19 protein-coding genes are annotated in these 15,714 nt (G+C 73.7%); 8 read left to right on the top strand and 11 right to left on the bottom strand.

Going from position 1 to position 15,714, the window contains the following annotated elements; translation table 11 throughout:
* From A8713_RS10800 to A8713_RS10780, 5 genes are read right to left on the bottom strand one after another with little or no spacing between them, the layout of a single operon-like run.
* Window positions 1–774 (bottom strand): polysaccharide deacetylase family protein, encoded by a 774-nt coding sequence (locus A8713_RS10800; protein ID WP_064533224.1) that lies wholly within the window; start codon window positions 772–774, stop codon window positions 1–3.
* Window positions 758–2,455 (bottom strand): murein biosynthesis integral membrane protein MurJ, encoded by a 1,698-nt coding sequence (gene murJ / locus A8713_RS10795; RefSeq protein ID WP_064533223.1) that lies wholly within the window; start codon window positions 2,453–2,455, stop codon window positions 758–760. The genes A8713_RS10800 and murJ overlap by 17 nt, the downstream gene beginning before the upstream one ends.
* Entirely contained in the window at window positions 2,452–3,834 is a 1,383-nt protein-coding gene (locus tag A8713_RS10790) for an O-antigen ligase family protein (protein ID WP_443069708.1), read from the bottom strand. The genes murJ and A8713_RS10790 overlap by 4 nt, the downstream gene beginning before the upstream one ends.
* Window positions 3,835–3,839: 5 nt before the next feature.
* On the bottom strand, window positions 3,840–5,291 hold the full coding sequence (locus tag A8713_RS10785) for an exopolysaccharide biosynthesis polyprenyl glycosylphosphotransferase (protein WP_064533222.1): 1,452 nt from the start codon (window positions 5,289–5,291) through the stop codon (window positions 3,840–3,842).
* The gene (locus A8713_RS10780; protein ID WP_064533221.1) at window positions 5,288–6,538 is read right to left on the bottom strand and encodes a glycosyltransferase; all 1,251 of its coding nucleotides are present in this window, start codon (window positions 6,536–6,538) and stop codon (window positions 5,288–5,290) included. Before A8713_RS10780 ends, A8713_RS10785 begins: the two co-directional genes overlap by 4 nt.
* 244 nt (window positions 6,539–6,782) lie before the next feature.
* On the opposite strand from A8713_RS10780, the gene A8713_RS10775 reads away from it, so the two are divergent.
* Complete coding sequence (locus tag A8713_RS10775) at window positions 6,783–7,022, top strand: chaplin (protein WP_018568410.1); 240 nt, start codon at window positions 6,783–6,785, stop codon at window positions 7,020–7,022.
* 271 nt (window positions 7,023–7,293) lie between these two features.
* On the top strand, window positions 7,294–8,145 hold the full coding sequence (locus A8713_RS10770; protein WP_064533220.1) for a hypothetical protein: 852 nt from the start codon (window positions 7,294–7,296) through the stop codon (window positions 8,143–8,145).
* 141 nt (window positions 8,146–8,286) lie between these two features.
* Here the strand turns inward: A8713_RS10770 and A8713_RS10765 are convergent, their stop codons facing one another.
* The 4 genes from A8713_RS10765 to A8713_RS10750 form a co-directional block, all read right to left on the bottom strand.
* Entirely contained in the window at window positions 8,287–8,514 is a 228-nt protein-coding gene (locus A8713_RS10765) for a hypothetical protein (protein WP_064533219.1), read from the bottom strand.
* A 155-nt stretch (window positions 8,515–8,669) separates the two neighbouring features.
* The gene (locus A8713_RS10760) at window positions 8,670–9,299 is read right to left on the bottom strand and encodes an ATP-binding protein (protein ID WP_237305342.1); all 630 of its coding nucleotides are present in this window, start codon (window positions 9,297–9,299) and stop codon (window positions 8,670–8,672) included.
* Window positions 9,296–9,628: a recombinase family protein gene (locus A8713_RS10755; protein ID WP_064533218.1), complete on the bottom strand. Its 333-nt coding sequence runs from the start codon at window positions 9,626–9,628 to the stop codon at window positions 9,296–9,298. The genes A8713_RS10760 and A8713_RS10755 overlap by 4 nt, the downstream gene beginning before the upstream one ends.
* The gene (locus tag A8713_RS10750) at window positions 9,625–9,948 is read right to left on the bottom strand and encodes a recombinase family protein (protein WP_064533217.1); all 324 of its coding nucleotides are present in this window, start codon (window positions 9,946–9,948) and stop codon (window positions 9,625–9,627) included. Before A8713_RS10750 ends, A8713_RS10755 begins: the two co-directional genes overlap by 4 nt.
* 217 nt (window positions 9,949–10,165) lie before the next feature.
* Here A8713_RS10750 and A8713_RS10745 point away from each other — a divergent pair, with 217 nt between their 5' ends.
* Both A8713_RS10745 and A8713_RS10740 read left to right on the top strand, forming a co-directional pair.
* Window positions 10,166–11,332, top strand: a complete 1,167-nt coding sequence (locus A8713_RS10745) for a helix-turn-helix domain-containing protein (RefSeq protein WP_064533216.1) — start codon at window positions 10,166–10,168, stop codon at window positions 11,330–11,332.
* Window positions 11,333–11,350: 18 nt separating this feature from the next.
* Complete coding sequence (locus A8713_RS10740; protein ID WP_064537423.1) at window positions 11,351–12,070, top strand: 5-formyltetrahydrofolate cyclo-ligase; 720 nt, start codon at window positions 11,351–11,353, stop codon at window positions 12,068–12,070.
* 101 nt (window positions 12,071–12,171) lie between these two features.
* On the opposite strand, the gene A8713_RS10735 is transcribed toward A8713_RS10740, so the two are convergent.
* Both A8713_RS10735 and A8713_RS34635 read right to left on the bottom strand, forming a co-directional pair.
* Window positions 12,172–12,501, bottom strand: a complete 330-nt coding sequence (locus A8713_RS10735; RefSeq protein WP_159393078.1) for a hypothetical protein — start codon at window positions 12,499–12,501, stop codon at window positions 12,172–12,174.
* Between the two features lie 203 nt (window positions 12,502–12,704).
* On the bottom strand, window positions 12,705–12,830 hold the full coding sequence (locus A8713_RS34635; RefSeq protein WP_257784406.1) for a hypothetical protein: 126 nt from the start codon (window positions 12,828–12,830) through the stop codon (window positions 12,705–12,707).
* A gap of 250 nt (window positions 12,831–13,080) precedes the next feature.
* On the opposite strand from A8713_RS34635, the gene A8713_RS10730 reads away from it, so the two are divergent.
* The 4 genes from A8713_RS10730 to A8713_RS10715 all read left to right on the top strand — a co-directional run bounded on the left by A8713_RS10730 (window position 13,081) and on the right by A8713_RS10715 (window position 15,638).
* On the top strand, window positions 13,081–13,365 hold the full coding sequence (locus A8713_RS10730) for a hypothetical protein (protein ID WP_064533214.1): 285 nt from the start codon (window positions 13,081–13,083) through the stop codon (window positions 13,363–13,365).
* A gap of 155 nt (window positions 13,366–13,520) precedes the next feature.
* Window positions 13,521–14,036: a hypothetical protein gene (locus A8713_RS10725; protein WP_064533213.1), complete on the top strand. Its 516-nt coding sequence runs from the start codon at window positions 13,521–13,523 to the stop codon at window positions 14,034–14,036.
* A gap of 203 nt (window positions 14,037–14,239) precedes the next feature.
* Window positions 14,240–14,788 (top strand): tyrosinase family oxidase copper chaperone, encoded by a 549-nt coding sequence (locus tag A8713_RS10720; protein ID WP_079158907.1) that lies wholly within the window; start codon window positions 14,240–14,242, stop codon window positions 14,786–14,788.
* Complete coding sequence (locus A8713_RS10715; RefSeq protein WP_064533212.1) at window positions 14,772–15,638, top strand: tyrosinase family protein; 867 nt, start codon at window positions 14,772–14,774, stop codon at window positions 15,636–15,638. The genes A8713_RS10720 and A8713_RS10715 overlap by 17 nt, the downstream gene beginning before the upstream one ends.
* Window positions 15,639–15,714 lie beyond the last annotated feature (76 nt).

Here is a 15,714-nt window from a genome sequence, read left to right as displayed (position 1 = left end):
TCACACGCCCTTCACGGGGCGGCGGCGCAGCGGGTGCAGCCGGTGCTTGAGGTGCAGCCGCCAGGCCGTGTCCCGCTGCCCGATGTGCAGCCGGGGCAGCGCGTACGGGCCGGTCAGCGGGCCGGGCGCGACGGCGCAGGCGTACCGGTACCCGGCCTCGCGCACGGCGGCCAGCACCCGGGCGTCCACCGCGCCGTAGGGGTAGCAGAAGCCGTCCACGGGCGCGCCGGTCAGCTCTTCCAGGAGCGCCCGGCTGGTGCCGGCCTCGGCGGCGAGGACATCGTCGTCGGCGCGGGTGAGGTCGGTGTGGGTGAGCCCGTGCGAGCCGATCTCCACGCCCTCGGCCGCCGCGTGCCGGATGCCGTCGGCGCTCAGCAGCGGCTTGCGCGGGCCGCGCGGGTCCCAGGCGTTGTGCCCGCCGAGCCGGCCGGGCAGCACGAACAGCGTGGCGCCGCAGGCGTGCCGGTGCAGCAGCGGCAGCGCGGCGGTGACGAAGTCGGCGTAGCCGTCGTCGAAGGTGAGCCCGACCAGGCCCTGCCCACCGCCCGCCGCGCGGGCGGCCAGCAGTTCCCGTACGGACACCCCGCGCAGCCCGCGCCGCCGCAGCCAGCGCAGCTGCGCGGCGAGCCGCTCGGGCGTCACGGTGACGCGGTACGGGTCGGGCGAGCGGTCGCCCACCGAGTGGTACATCGCCACCCAGGGGAAGGGCCCGGGGAGGCGCCCGGTGGGCTCGGCGATGCCGGTGAGCGGGACGGTGTCAGCGGGAGAGGCCATGCCGGACCCTTCGGGTGACGGAGCGCAGGGAGCGGAACACGGGTTCGACGCCCTCGGCGCCGAGTGCACGGGCGAGCAGGACGTGGACGGCGGTGACGGTCAGCGCCCCGGCGGCCAGGCCCGCCGCCGCCGAGCCGGGCAGGGCCGCCGCGCACGCCCCGGCCGCGGTGGCGACCACCGCGGCGCGCAGCGGCCGGCTCGTCTCCGCCAGCACCCGCCGCACCCGCAGCGGCACCCCGCACCGGCCGGTGCCGGCCAGCAGCAGCGCGGCCGTGACGGTGATGCCGGCGGCGTTGGCCGCGGCGATGCCCGTCACGCCCCAGGGGCCGACGGCCGCCGCGCCGGTCCAGGAGGTCGCCACGATGCCCGCCGCCATCGCGGCCACCGGGTACCAGGCGGGCCGCCCGCCGGAGAAGTACGTGCGGACCAGGGCGCCCACCAGCGCCTGGCCGAGCAGCCCGAGCGCGTACACGCGCATGACACCGGCCGTCGCGGCGGTGTCGTCCGCCGTGAACGCGCCGCGCTGGAAGAGGAGCTGGATGATCTGCGGGGCGCAGGCGATCACCGCCGCCGCGCCCAGCAGCACCAGGCAGGAGACCAGCGCCAGGTCGCGTTCCACGCGGTCGCGGGCCCGTACGGTGTCGCCGTCGGCGAGCGCCCGTGCCACCACCGGGAAGGTGACGGTGCACAGCATCAGCGACAGCGTCATCGGGATCTGGGCCACCTTCTGCGCGTAGTTCAGGTGCGAGATGGCCCCGGCGGGCAGCGGCGAGGCGAGGAACCGCTCGATGAGCACCTGCGACTGGCGGCACAGCGCGAACAGCAGCACCGTGGCGATGACCGCGAAGTCCATGGGGTGCGCGGCGGCGCCCGGGGCGCCCGTGCGGGGGCCGGGGCGTACGCCGGTGCGCAACTGCTGCCACAGGGCGGGCACCTGGACCGCCACCATCAGACAGCCGCCCACCGCGACCCCGGCCGCCGCCGAGCGCACCCCCCAGGCGCCGCCCAGCAGGAACATCGCGGCGACCACACCGGTGTTGTAGGCCAGGTAGATCGAGGCGGGCGCCACATAGCGGCCGTGCGCCCGCAGTACGGCGCTGCAGTACCCGGCGAGTCCGAAGCTGAGCACGCAGGTCGCCGTCAGCCGGGTGCAGTCGGCGGCCAGCCGCGGGTCGGGCAGGCCCGGCGCCAGCGCCTGGACGAGCTGCGGGGCGGCGCCGACGGCCAGCGCGCACACCGCGGCGCACGCGAAGGCCAGCCGGGGCAGCGTGCCGGTGACCAGGGAGCGCACCGGGTCGCCCGCGCCGCCGCGCGCCCGCCGGGCCAGCGCCGCGCTGAACGCCGGGACCAGCGCGAACGCCAGCCCGTCCTCGATGAGCAGGGTCGCGGCGAACTCCGGCACGGTCCAGGCGACCAGGAAGGCGTCCGTGTCGGACCCGGCACCGAACAGCCGGGCCAGCGACTGGTCCCGGACCAGGCCGAGCAGCGAGCCCGCCACCGACAGCACGGCGGTGACCAGCGTGGCGCGGGCCAGGAAGCCCCGGGATGCGGAGACCGGGGCCGGGAGCGCGCGGACGGTGCCGGCGGCGGTCGCCGCGCCGCGCGCGGGCGGCACGGTCGCCGTGCCGTCGCCGCCCGGAGGGCCGGAGCGCGGCGGCAGGGGAGGGGGCGTCACCGTCATCGCGCGACACCTCCCGGACCCGGCTCCGCGACCGTCGCCCACCACGCCACCAGCCCGATGGACAGTGCGGTCAGCACCGTGGAGGGGCCGCCGATGTCGCCGTAGGCGAAGTCGACGAGCTGCCAGAGCAGCAGCCCGCAGGCGATGAGCCCGCAGGCGGGGCCGCCCGCCCGCGCGGGCCGCTCCCGCCGCAGCCCGCGCAGCGCGCACACCAGCAGCGCGAGCCAGCTCCCGGCGACCGCGGTCAGCCCGGCCAGGCCCTGCTCGCTGAGGACCAGGAGATACATGTCGTGCGGCGACAGCAGCGGCTGCCGCCGGAACGCGGCGCCCGCGCCCCCGGTGTCGCTCGCCGCGGACAGGGACAGCGGGGCGTGCCCGTCGCGTACCTGCGGAAAGTTCTTCAACCCGACTCCCGTCACCGGATGTTCGCGCCAGCTGCCGACCGCGGCGCTCCAGAGCGCGTAGCGGTCGCGTACGGACTGGTCCGGGGCGTCGGCGACCCGGGTGATGCTGTCGAACCGCTCCGCCAGCAGGGCCGTCCCGACGCCGAGGCCGCCCACCAGGACCACCGCCGCCGCGGCCAGCACCGCGCCCGCCGTCAGCGCGCGCCGCACCCCGGCCAGCAGCAGTTGCGCCGCACAGGTCACGGCCGTGGCGATCCAGGCGCCCCGGCTGAAGGAGAGCGCCAGCGGCACGAGCAGCACCGCCGCGCATCCGGCGGCCACCGCCCGCTCCCGCGCGCGCGTGTCCCGGCCGAGCGCGAGACCGGCCGCGCACACCAGGCCCAGGGCGACCGCCGTGGCCATGCCCATCACGTCCCCGGCACCGAAGGTGCCGACGGCCCGGACCGGCGCGCCCTGGTAGGAGGCGCCGGTCCCGGTGAGGTACTGGTGCGTGCCCACGGCGCCCTGGAACAGCGCGAGGCCCACGAACGCCCAGGCCGCCACCCGGAAGTCGGCGCGGTCCCGGACCAGCAGCAGCACGGCCGCCGGGACCAGCACGAACACCTGGAGATACCGGGCGAGCCCCGCGCACACGGCGGGCGCGGGAGACACGGCCAGCGCGGTCAGCGCCGCCAGGGCGAAGCCCGCCACCGGCAGCCCCAGCACCACGGCGGCCACCGGGGTCAGCGGGCGCCGCCGCGCGCGCAGCAGCCGCAGCGCGCAGCACAGCACCAGCAGCCCGGAGACCACGTCGGCCGGACCCGCGCCGCCCGCGCCGCCCGGCGCCACCGGCACGGCGAGCGCCGCGAGGACCGCCAGCACGGGCAGCACCGGACCGTACGGCACCCGCCGGACCACCGGCCCGGCGCGCCGCGCGGGCGGCGGGGCGGCCTCGGTGGCGCGGTGCGCCGGCTCGGGCAGGGCGGCCTGGGACACGTCGGTCAGCTCCCCGTCGGCCGCACCAGCGCGACCGCGGTGCGCAGCAGGATGCAGACGTCCTGCCACAGCGACCAGTTGTCGATGTAGGCGTTGTCGAAGCGGGCCCGGTCCTCGATCGAGGTGTCCCCGCGCAGCCCGTGCACCTGGGCGAGCCCGGTGATGCCGGTGCGCATCCGGTGGCGGGCCGCGTAGCCGGGGTGGTCCTGGCTGAACCGGAGCGCGAAGTACGGGCGCTCGGGGCGCGGGCCGACCAGGCTCATGTCGCCGCGCAGCACGTTCCACAGCTGCGGCAGCTCGTCGAGCGAGGTGCGCCGCAGCATCCGGCAGAACGGCCGCATCTCCCGCTCGCCCGCGACGCTCCAGCGGGTGGCCGACTCGTGCGCGTCGGCGGGCCGGTGGGTACGGAACTTCAGCAGGGTGAAGGGCCTGCCGTCCCGGCCGATGCGCTCCTGCCGGAAGATCACGCCCGGCCCGTCGGCCAGCCGCAGCAGCACCGCGCAGCCCAGCAGCAGCGGCCCGGCGAGCAGCAGCAGGAGCCCGGAGACCAGCACGTCCAGCGCCCGCTTGCCCGCGCTGCCGCGCCGCGCGGGCGCCATCGAGAGCCGCCGGCAGGAGAACCCGGCCAGCCGCTGCTTGGAGGCGTACGACGGCGAGTCCGCGTCGACCTCCCACACCGCGCAGCCCGACTCGGCCAGCGCCCGCAGCAGCGGCCCCTGTTCGGCCCGTACGCACGGGTGGACGGCGAGCACCGCCCGCACCCCGTTCTGCACGACCGCCCGCTCGACGTCCTCGCCGCAGGTCAGCACCGGCAGCCCGTCCGAGCCGCCCCGGGGGCGCTCGGCGACGACCCCGACCGGCCGCATCCCGCACCGCGGGTGCCGCAGCAGGGCGGCGGCCACCCGCTGGGCGGTCGCCTCCGGGCCGATCACCAGGGTGGCGCGCGGACGCCGCAGCAGCGCGGCGCGCCGCCGGGCGTGCACCGCGCCGCGCAGCGCGCAGCCCACCGCCGCCTGGAGCGCGCACCCGGCCAGCAGGGTGGCCGCGGTCAGCGCGTGCTCCGGCCGGTACGCCGCCACCAGCGCGGCCAGCGCCAGCCAGGACACCGCGATCCGGCCGCACACGGCGGGCAGTTCGTCCAGGACCGCCGGGACCGGCGGCGCGGGCGGCTGCGGGCGCAGCAGCAGGGTGGCGGCCACGAGCAGGGCGACGAGCAGCGGCCGGTGCTCGGCCCCGGCGAACGCGGCGGCGGCGCCCAGCAGGGCGGCGGCACCGTCCGCGAGGAGCAGCGGCAGCGGCGCGCCCGCCGGTACCGGGGGACGCCGGCGGCGGGCCGGGAAACGGAACCCGGGTGCCTGGCGGCGCGGCCCGCGGACCGGGACGGCCGTGCCTGCGTGGTCGCGTGGCGGCAGGCCGGGGGCCAGACCGGGCGGGGGGACGGTGCTTTCCGCGGTCACGAGTGAGTGGACTCCCTGTGCTCGGAGGGCACGGCGTGCTCGGCCGGCGGCGCCTGCGGTGCCGGGCGGGCCGCGCCGGGGCGGGCGGCGAGCAGGTCGTGGTAGAGCGCCGTGACCGCGGCGGTGCGGCGCCGGACGTCGTGCGCGGACAGCACATGGGCGCGTCCGAGCCGGCCCAGCTCCGCGCGCAGCGGCGCGTCGAGCAGCAGGGCGGTCACCGCGCGGGCCAGCGCCACCGGGTCCCCGGCGGGCACCAGGCAGCGCGCGGCGAGCGCGGGCGGCAGGCTCTCCCGGGCGCCGCCGACGTCCGCGACCACCACCGGCCGGGCGCACGCCATCGCCTCCAGCGGGGCCAGCGCCATGCCCTCCCACCGGGACGGCAGCACCACCACGTCGGCCGCCCGGTACCAGGGCAGCGGGTCGGCGACGGCGCCGGTGAACGCCACGGAGGGCGGGGCCAGGTCCCGCAGCCGGTCGTGGTCGGGGCCGTCCCCGACCAGCACAAGACGCGCCCCGGGCACCCGTTCGGCGACCGGGCCCCAGGCCCGCAGCAGCACGTCCTGCCCCTTCTGCCGGCACAGCCGCCCGACACAGACGACGAGCGGGCCGCGGGAGGTGTCCCCGGCGGTGGTGGGGCCGGTGGGGCCGGTGGGGTCGGCGGGGGCCGGGGAGGAGTGCCCGGGGTCGACGGGGCCGGGGGCCGGGGAGAAGTGCCCGGGGTCGACGCCGTTCGGGACGACGTGCCAGTGCGCGGTGATCCCGGCGCGCAGGCCGGTCGCGCGCTCCTCCTCGCTGACACACACCACCCGCGCCGCCCAACGCGCCCCCCAGCGCTCCCACGCCCGCGCGAGCGCCGCGGTGCCGCCGCCGACCGCCTCGAACGACCAGGCGTGCGGCTGGAACACGGTCGGGATCCGCCCGCGCACGGCCAGCCGCCCGGCGAGCCCGGCCTTGGCGCTGTGCGCGTGCACCAGATCGGGCCGTACGTCGTCGACGAGACGGGTGAGCCGCCGCACCTCCCCGAGGAGCGACCACCCCGGCGCGCGCGCCGCGTTCCAGGGGCGCACATCCGCGCCGAGCGCCCGGAGATACCCGCCGAGCGGGCCGTCCGCGCCGTCCGGGCAGGCCACGGTCACGCCGAAGCCGTCCGCGAGCTGCGCCCGCACCAGGTCCGTCACGACGCGCGCGACCCCGCCGTCCACGGGCTGGGTGAGGTGCAGGACCCGCGGCCGAAGAAGGAGCCGCATGACCGTCGTTGCCTCTTTCGGATGGCCGATAAAGCCGACAAAGGGGTGGGGCAAGAGGTCCGCAACTCTAGTCGCGAAAGGTACTTATGCGACGAAAGCAGGCAAGTGTGTCGGAACTGTGAAGCCGGTCCGATCGGGAGATCACTCTTTTGGCGGCACAACTCGGGGGGCGCGCCGCGCGTTGACCCCAGCGCCGGGCAGCCCGCCCGGGTGTTTGTGTGTCAACTGCAAGGAGCACCTTTCCATGTCGCGTATCGCCAAGGGCCTGGTCCTTACCTCCGCCGCCGCCGCGGCTGTCGCCGGCGGTGCCGGCATCGCCGCCGCCGACAGCGGTGCGAGCGGCGTCGCCGCCCACTCGCCGGGCGTCATCTCGGGCAACGTGATCCAGGTCCCGGTGCACGTGCCGGTCAACGTCTGCGGCAACTCCATCAACGTCATCGGTCTGCTGAACCCGGCGTTCGGCAACACCTGCGTCAACGGCTGACACCGGCGCAGCGAACCTCCTCCGGCCGGCCGCCCTCCCGGGAACCGGCGCCCACCGCTGTGCGGGCGCCCGCGGGAGGGCGGCCGTGCCGTTCCCCCGATCGGACGGCGCGCGCCGGAGCCCCCCGGATGCGCGTCCCGCCAGGTGGGACCGCGTGGCGTCGCACGGCGGCAGGGGGCGGGCGTACGCGGTGGGTGGATGATCGGTTGCGGACCGCGACCAGCGCTTCCACGGTGGGCTCCAGATCCGGTGCTCAGCGAAAGGAACCCCCATGCGTGGTCTGCCAGCACGGCGTGTCGCCTCCACCGCCCTCTGCGCCGCCCTTCTGGCCGGGATCGGCGGCCCCGCCGCCATGGCGGCCGGCTCGGTCCGGGGGAGCGGCCCCGCGGCGGCGCCGCGGACCCCGCTCCCCGACCCCGGCACACTGCTCGGCCAGGTACAGAACCTCGCCGGACTCGGCGGCGCCCTCGCCCCGGTCCGCGATCTGGTGACCGCCGTGCTCGACCCGGAGCAGGGCGTGCTGTCGGCCGCCGACACCCAGAAGCTCGGCACCGCGGCGAAGGACGCCCTGGCCCAGGTGGGCGCGGCGGTCGCCGCCGGCACGGCCCAGACCGCCCCCTCGGCGGCCACGTCCACCACACCGTCCACGGTGCCCTTCGCCGCCGCTCCCGCCGCACCAGCCGCGCCCGGCGCCCCTGTGAGCACGGGTGTCCTGCTGCCCGCCGCTGGTACTCCGCGGGTCGCCGCGCCGCGCGCCGCCGACCCCACGAGCGACGCGCTGGCCGCCGTGCGCAAGGCCCTTGACGGCCTGCTCAAGGCGATCGCCGCCGGTGACAGCACCCAGGTGCTCCCCGCCACCGACAGCCTGGTCAAGGAGCTCACCGCGCTGGTCGGCACCGGCCTGCCGGCCGGCGGCCTGTCCACGCAGCCCGCCACCTCCGGCACGGCTCCGGCGGCCACCGCCTCGACCCTGCCGGCCCTGACGGATCCCGTCGCGGCCGTCCCCGACCTCCAGATCCCCGACGTCCAGATCCCCGAGATCGGCGTCCCCGACATCACCGTGCCCGCGGCGCCCGCCCCGGCGGCGACCGTTCCGGTGGCGGCGGGCGCCGCGGGGGCGTAACCCGGATCCGTACCCGCGGCTGGAGGGCCCAGGGCTCTCCAGCCGCCGTACCGGCCGCGTAGTCGTGTGTATGCCCATGCACCCCCGGAAACCTCCGGATCTCCCTCATGGCGGGGGCTACAAACGGAACGTAATGGCTGCTCAGGTTCCTGTGGCGGCTCCGCAGCGGCCGTTGGTGCGGCCGACTGCTGGACCGTCGCCTTGGTGAAGAAGGGTCTGCGTGTCTTGCTGGCGCAAGGCAGCACCCCAGATCGCCGTGAACGCCTCGTCGTAGCGACCGATCTCGTGGGGTTTGTCCAAGTAGAGAGCCCCGATCGTGACGTTGTCCAGCTCGTTCAACTCTGCCAGCCGAGCGAGTTGTTCAGCCATCACCTTGGTGCCGCCGACCCGCCCACAGCGGCGCCGGAAGTCGTGACAGCTCTACACACAAGAACACCCCGGCGTCCGTAGATCGTCAGGGTGTTCCGTACCGCCCGTCACACGAGGGGGAGCCTGTTTTGTTGTCTGGGCGGTGGTACCTGGGGTTACTGCCAGTCGCCCGGCTCAGCGAGTGCGTAGTCCGCTGCCGTCCTCCAGATGGTCTGGAGTCCGACGAGCAGGCTCCCAAGAAGCCAGGGATCTGCCCTCGCCGCCGGCCTGACGCTGGATCGCTCCGACTTACGGCGCTGCGGCAGCGTCGCCGGGGTGGCCTCGGGCACCGGGATTTCCGCCCAGACCAACTTCCCCCGCGGCGTCCGGTAGGAGCCCCAGTCCTTGGCGGTCTCCTCGACGAGCAGCAGGCCGCGTCCACCTTCGGTGTCGTCGTCCGGCTTTTGGAGCACGGGCATCTTCTGGGAGGTGTCCCACACCTCGATGACGACGCTCGTGTCGAGACCGACCAGCCGCACGGTGACGAGACTCAAGGTCTCCATCTCCATCCAGGTCGGCTGGCGGTCGAGAACACCCGTCACCTTGACGGCGTTGGTGACCAGCTCGGAGACGACAAGGGCGGCGTCCCCCTCGATGGAGCGGGCGTGCCACTTGCTGAGCGAGAGCCGGATGAAGTGGCGGGACACACTCACCGCCGAGCCGACCGCCGCCAAGTTCAGCTGATCCATGAAGCGGGCGCGCTGGGAGAAGTAGAAGGGTTCTTCGTCGTCCTGGTGCTGGGTCACGAGCGCTCGTCCAAGCTGACGATCTCTGCACCCGCCGTCTGCTCCAGGTGGAGCGCCATGGCGTCCTGGAGCGGGCGAGTCAGCGCCAGGTCGCGGTAGGACGGCACGATCACGTGACGGGCCTCGGCGCGCTGTATGGCCTCGGCCAGCTCCACGAAGACGTTGATCCCGCCGTTCATGAACTCGTGGAACACGGTTGCCATGGTGAAGCCCTCGACCTCGGCGTACCGCGCCATGTCGTCCTGCTTCTGCTGTACCTCCTCGTCGGTCATGTCGTCCGGAACGCGCATGTAGCCGAAGAGGAACGGCGCACCTTCGCTGTGGGTCATCCCCGTACCCCCTGGACGATCCAGAGTCGAGCGCCGATCTCTCGTTCGATGTGCTGCCGCATGGCCTCCTGGAGGCCGGGCAAGCGCGCGAAGTGCCACAAGGAGGGCACGATCACGTTCTTCACGTCGGAGCCCTTGAGCTTTTCGACCATCGAGAAGAAGGCGTGCTCAGAACCGGGGGCGTTCTCCGTGAATACGCGTTCCAGGGTGAATCCCTCACGGTTGGCGTAGTCCTTCAACTCGCTTTGCGTCGAGTGGTCTTCGTCGCTCTCTTCGCCACTGGGCGAGAGGCGCAGGTAACCAAACATGGCGGGTCGCATCCGTCCTCCTGGCGGGCCTGGATGGACGGGGTGACGGTAGGCGTACCGCGCTGCCGAAGCCCCGTCCGGCCCACCAGGAAAGCCACCTGACCTGCGAAAACCCACCGCACGCGTGACGCACCCATGACGCAGTGATGTTGCGTCGTCCGTTTGGCCTGCACCGACGTAGCCCCACTGGCTATGGTGAAACTTCGGCCTACACCCAAAGAGGTGACAGATGGCAGCCAAGCGGGTGCGGCTGGCCCAGCGCCGGAAGGCTTCCGGCTTCACTCAAGAAGAACTCGCCACCGTGCTCGGGGTCGAGCGCACCACCGTCGTCCGGTGGGAGAGCGCCGAAACCGAACCGCAGCCGTGGCACCGTCCAAAGCTCGCACAGGCGCTCGGCATCTCGGGCGACCAACTGCAAGAAATGTTGGACGACATTACCGTCATTCAGCGGCAACCGAGCGAACGTATGAACTACGTCCTCCAGCATCCCGGCTCCGCCGACTTGGTCGCCGTCGCCTACCTGCACGAACAGCTTCGACAACTTGATGAGTCCTACGATCAGGCGTCGTCCGCTGGCCTGCTCGGGCCTGCCGGTCACCTCCACGGACAGGTGAAGTTCCTCCGTGAGAACGCGACGAACCCGCGTGTGCGTCGGGCGCTCTTCGAGGTCGAGGCCGACTTGGCAACCTTCATGGGGCAACTGGTGTGGGACGTCAGCCAGAGACGCGACCACCAAGCCCCGATGGGGTACTTCAAAGAAGCGGTCGGGGCAGCGCGCCACGTCCGAGACACGTCGGTCGAGTCCTACGCCACCCTGCGCATGAGCTTCGTGGCGCTGTACGGCGAGAAGAACCCGCAGCGGGGAACCACGCTCGCCGAGCAGGCGGCCGAAGTAGCGAAGAAGACCAGCCCCTCCCTTACCGGTCTGTCGCTGTTGCACGTGGCTGAGGGGCACGCCATGATCGGGTCGCGCACCGAGTGCGAGAGCGCCCTCAAGAAGGCCGAGGCCCAGTTTGACCGGGTGGACGCCGATGACGTGGCGGCCCGGCACTACACGGTCAACGAGTTCAATCGACTGTCGGGCTCGTGTTACCTCTTCCTCGGCTTACCGGAGCTGGCGGAGCCCATCCTCCGCATGACCACCCGCGCCCTGGCGGGGAAGAAGAAATCTCAGGCCATCGCGCTGGGCAACCTGACGCTTGCGCTGCTCCGTCAAGGCAAGCTCGATGAGGCCGCAAGTGCCCTGCATCGCACCATTGATGCTGTCGAGCTGACCCGTGGGGGTGGCGGGCTTAACCTGGCGTTCTCTGCTGGGCGAGAGCTGCGGCAGTGGCGGCAGGAACCGTGGGCGCAGGAGATCAACGATCGGCTGTTCGCCCTGATGGCGGCGATCTGAGAACGGGTGGGGACGCGCGTGGCGGACATCGACCAGGCCAAGCAGGTACTGCGCGAGAAGGCGTGGCGTCGCCTGATTGACGGCGGCGGTGCCCCGGCGGACTCGTACGGGAAGATCCCCGGTTTCTACGGCACGCAGGCCACGGCGGAGCGTCTGGCCGAACTGGACGAGTGGCAGCAGGCGACCACGATCAAGGCCAATCCCGACTGGGCGCAGCTTCCCATCCGGACGCGTGCGCTGGAAGACGGAAAGCTCCTCTACATGGCGGTACCGAGGATGGCCAGTCTCGAACCGTTCTTCCTGCTCGACCCCGAGACGCTGACCGTTCCTGCCGGTGAAGCCGCCGAGAAGAAGGGGGCGGCTCAGGTGGCCCAGCGGGTCGGCGTGGATGCGATGCGCCCGATCGACATAGTCGTCTGCGGCAGCGTCGCGGTGAACCGCTCCGGAGCGCGCATCGGCAAGGGTGCCGGGTACTCCGACCTTGAAGTGGCACTTCTTGTCGAGGCCGGCCTCGTCACTGAGTCGACCGTGATCGTCGCGCCCGTCCACGCACTCCAGGTGGTCGAGGATGAGATCCCGGAGACGGAGCACGACTTCTCGGTGGACTACATCGTCACGCCCGACGAAGTGATCCGCTGCACCAACCGCAGGCGTCCGCCCGGCCTGGTCTGGGATGACCTGACGGCCGAGAAAATCGCAGCGATTCCGGTACTGGCAGCGCAGCGGCACGCCCGGTAGGGCACGACGGCCGAGGGGCCTTACCGAGCGGCTGACCTGCTCCTATACCCCTCGGAACGCGCCCTTACTGCGGGGTAGCCACCAGACTGGGCGTCGTCCCACTACTTCGTGAGTGCATTCGCTGCCCGCAACCAACCCTGCTCGTCCACCTGGTCTGAAAGCGCCGAGATCGCTTCCCGCTGCTGTTGGTCGACGCCGTATTCGTTGAGCAGTGCGATCAAGGTGCGCTTCCGCGGGCGGCCCTTGCCGCGCTCCAGGCGGTCGAGCGTGGCTTCGTTGACCGCCGTCCTGGAGGAGGAGACGAAGCGGCGCGAGGACGTCATCAGGGGCCGGCCATCGTCGAGGCGCTGGCGCTCCATGTCGGCCACTTCTTCCTGAGCACGGGCGGCAAGGTGGTGTGGGCCGAACTGGCGCTTCCCGGCGTCGTTCAACCGCTCCCGCGAAGGATGCCCAAAGACCTCTCGAACGTCGTGCTGCCGCAGTCCGACCCCGACACGCTTCTCAAGCTCCTCGACGGCTTACAGAAGCTCTGAAGCACAGAAGCGCAGGTTTGCCACCCGCAACGAAGAAAACCCCGCGCCGCGACGGACGCGGGGTGCTCTTCGCTGTGGTGCGGGGGTGATGGTTGTCGGGGTCAGTCGTCCTCATGGATGCGGACGATCAGCTTCTCCGGACCGGGAAACCCCGGGTAGCCGGTGTTGGCCCAGCCCTCGGACTGCCAGTGCGGGGTGCTACTGGGAACTGCTGACTGATCGACCATTTGACGAGTTGGCGGCTGTCGTGTGTCCGCCGCGCGCCCTGCGCGCGCCGCAGCCTCGGGTGGGCCTCGATCCCCCTATTACATGTCCCCGCGCGCCCGCGCGGGAGATCTCATATGCGGAGGATCTCGTATGAGGACTCGGCAATCTCCCGCGCCGGGGTTTCCGGTCCGCGCGGGGCTCGTTGGGCAGGGAGACCCCGTCCCCGCCCGGTGACGTGACCCCGTCGCCGCGACCCGCCAAAGGAGCACGATGAAGTCCCTCAAGGCTGCCGCCGTCCTCGCCGGATCCCTGGTCGCCGTCGGCGCCGCCGCGCCCGCGTTCGCCCAGAACACCTCCGACCTGACGCCCACCAGCCTCAACGGCGCCGTGAACTCGCTGACCAGGGAACCCATCGACGTCATGCCGGTCAAGCACCAGTCCGACGCGCTCGACACCGAGAAGAAGGGCTCGCTGCTCCACACGGTCGACGGCGCCACGCAGAGCCTGAACTCCTCGGCCGGTCCGCTGCTCGGCGGCCTGCCGCTGCGGAGCTGACGCCCGCCCCGGCCGCCCCGCCCGCCGTACCGGTCGTACTTGGTGTCCGTCGTACTACTGCGGCACCCGGGCGAATTGTGCGCTGGTCGCCGCACCCCTCTCGTTGAGCGGTGCGGACGTTGAGCCACCGAATCCTGAAAGGGACCGTGCCTGACATGAAGTCGACCACCCGAGGAACCCTCGCCGCCCTTGTCACGGGCGTGGCGGCAGCCGTCGGCGCCGCCGCCACCCCCGCCGCCGCGGTCGGGACGGTTCCCGTCCCCGTGCCGCTCGGCGGTGCCGAGAGCGCCCTCGGCATGGAACTGCCCAGCGTGGGCGGCGAGCTGCCGCTGCCCACCGCGGGCAGCCCCGAGGGGCCCCGGTTCGTCGAGGGCAGGCTGCTGCCGGAGCGCGCGCTGCCGCGCCTGCCGGTAGAGGGCGGGCTGCCCGGCCTGGACGTGCGGGCGCCGCTGGCGCACGTCCTGGGCGACGGATTCGACCACGTGGACGTCGCGGCGCCCGCCTCCGACCTGCGGGCCATGGCGCCCGGCCTGACCGTGGACGGCCCGCTGACCGGGCCCCGGCCGGGCAACGCCGGTCTGCCGGTGCTGACCCAGCCGGAACTGGGCGTCCTCGCCCCCGCGCTCCAGGCCGTGCCCGGAGCCGACCTGACGGCCGGTCAGGGCCTGTAGTCCCTCCTCCCTCCTCCCTCCTCCCGCCGCCCGCACGGGCGTCCCCCGACCGCCATCCGGCCGTATCCCGGTGACCGTCCGCCGTCCGCCGTGGTTACCACCGCGGACAAACGGCTACGGACATACGGCCACCGACAGACGGTCGCGGACCCACGGCGACGGAGAGACGGCTCGGGCGACCGAACCGGACGAGGAGACGGGCCATGCGCTCAGGCAACGGCGGAACACCGGCACAGGCGGGCAGCACGGCGGCGGACGGCACCGGCGGCGCGGTCGCGGGCGCGGCGGACACCGGAGGCAGCACACGGCGGGAGGTGACGCGCCGGCTGCTCACCTGCGCCGCCGTCGCCGCGCTGGCCCCGGTGACCGCCGCCTCCCGGCCCCCGGGCACCGCCGCCGGGACCGGGACCAGCCCGTGGAGCACCCCGGGCGGCACCGCCTTCGACGAGACCTACCGCGGCCGGCGCATCCGCGGGGTGTGGACCCCGGAGCGCGGCGCCGGCGGCACCGGCCAGTGGTACGTCACGGTGGACGGCCGCCCGCTGCACCTGATGCGCCGCGCCGACGGCACCTGGCTGAGCATGGTCGACCACTACGGCTCGTACCGCACCCCCCTGGAGGCGGCCCGTGGCGCCGTCGACGAGATGGGGCCGGGGCGGCGGCTGCGCGACCTGGCTCCCGGCCCGGTCGGCGCGGGCGCCCCGTACGCGGGCTCCTACACGGGGGGAGAGCACGGTGGCGTACACGCGTAAGAACATCACCCGGCTCACCGCCTCGGAGAAGCGGCGGTTCGTGAACGCGCTGCTGGAGGTCAAACGGCGGGGCCAGTACGACGACTTCGTGCGCACGCACATCGCGTACTTCACCGCCGACGGCGAGAACGGGCTGCGCCCGGCCCACATGGCACCGTCCTTCCTGCCCTGGCACCGCAAGTTCCTGCTGGAGCTGGAGGGGGCGCTGCGCCGGGTGGACTCCTCGGTGACCGTGCCCTACTGGGACTGGACGCGGGAGCGCACCCGCACCTCGGCGCCCTGGACCGCGGACCTCATGGGCGGCGACGGCCGGGCCTCCGACCGCCGGGTGACCACCGGCCCGTTCGCGTACGCGCACGGCTCCTGGACCCTCAAGGTGGGGGTGACCGACGGGGAGTTCCTCACCCGTGACCTGGGCCGCTCCCGCGATCCGATCCAGCTCCCGGACAAGAACGAGCTGGAGTGGGCGCTGAAGGACGGCACCTACGACGTGGCGCCCTGGGACTCCACGGTCACCCGGGGCTTCCGCAACAAGCTGGAGGGGTGGGGCACCGGCCGGGGCAGCGTTTCCTGGCGCAACCACAACCGCGTGCACCGCTGGGTGGGCGGTGCGATGCTGGGCGCCGCCTCCGTCAACGACCCGGTCTTCTGGCTCCACCACGCCTTCCTCGACCTGCAGTGGACGCGCTGGCAGAGCCGTCACCGGGGCGCCCGCTACCTGCCCGCCTCGCCGCCCGGACCGGGTGACGCGCAGCGCGGCCGGATCGTCGCCCGGCGCGAGAAGATGCCGCCCTGGGACGTCACCCCGGACTCGCTGGAGGACGTGAGCCGGATCTACCGGTACGCCTGACCCGCGCCGGGGTGGTGCGCCCGGCGCGTGAGGGGCCCGTGGGCCCGGCCCGGCGCACCGCCCGGCCCACGGGAAG

The sequence above is a fragment of the Streptomyces sp. SAT1 genome (genome assembly GCF_001654495.1).
Classification (GTDB): Bacteria; Actinomycetota; Actinomycetes; order Streptomycetales; family Streptomycetaceae; genus Streptomyces; species Streptomyces andamanensis.
Note: the sequence above shows the minus strand (reverse complement) of the source record. Positions and strands in the feature narration are given on the sequence as shown.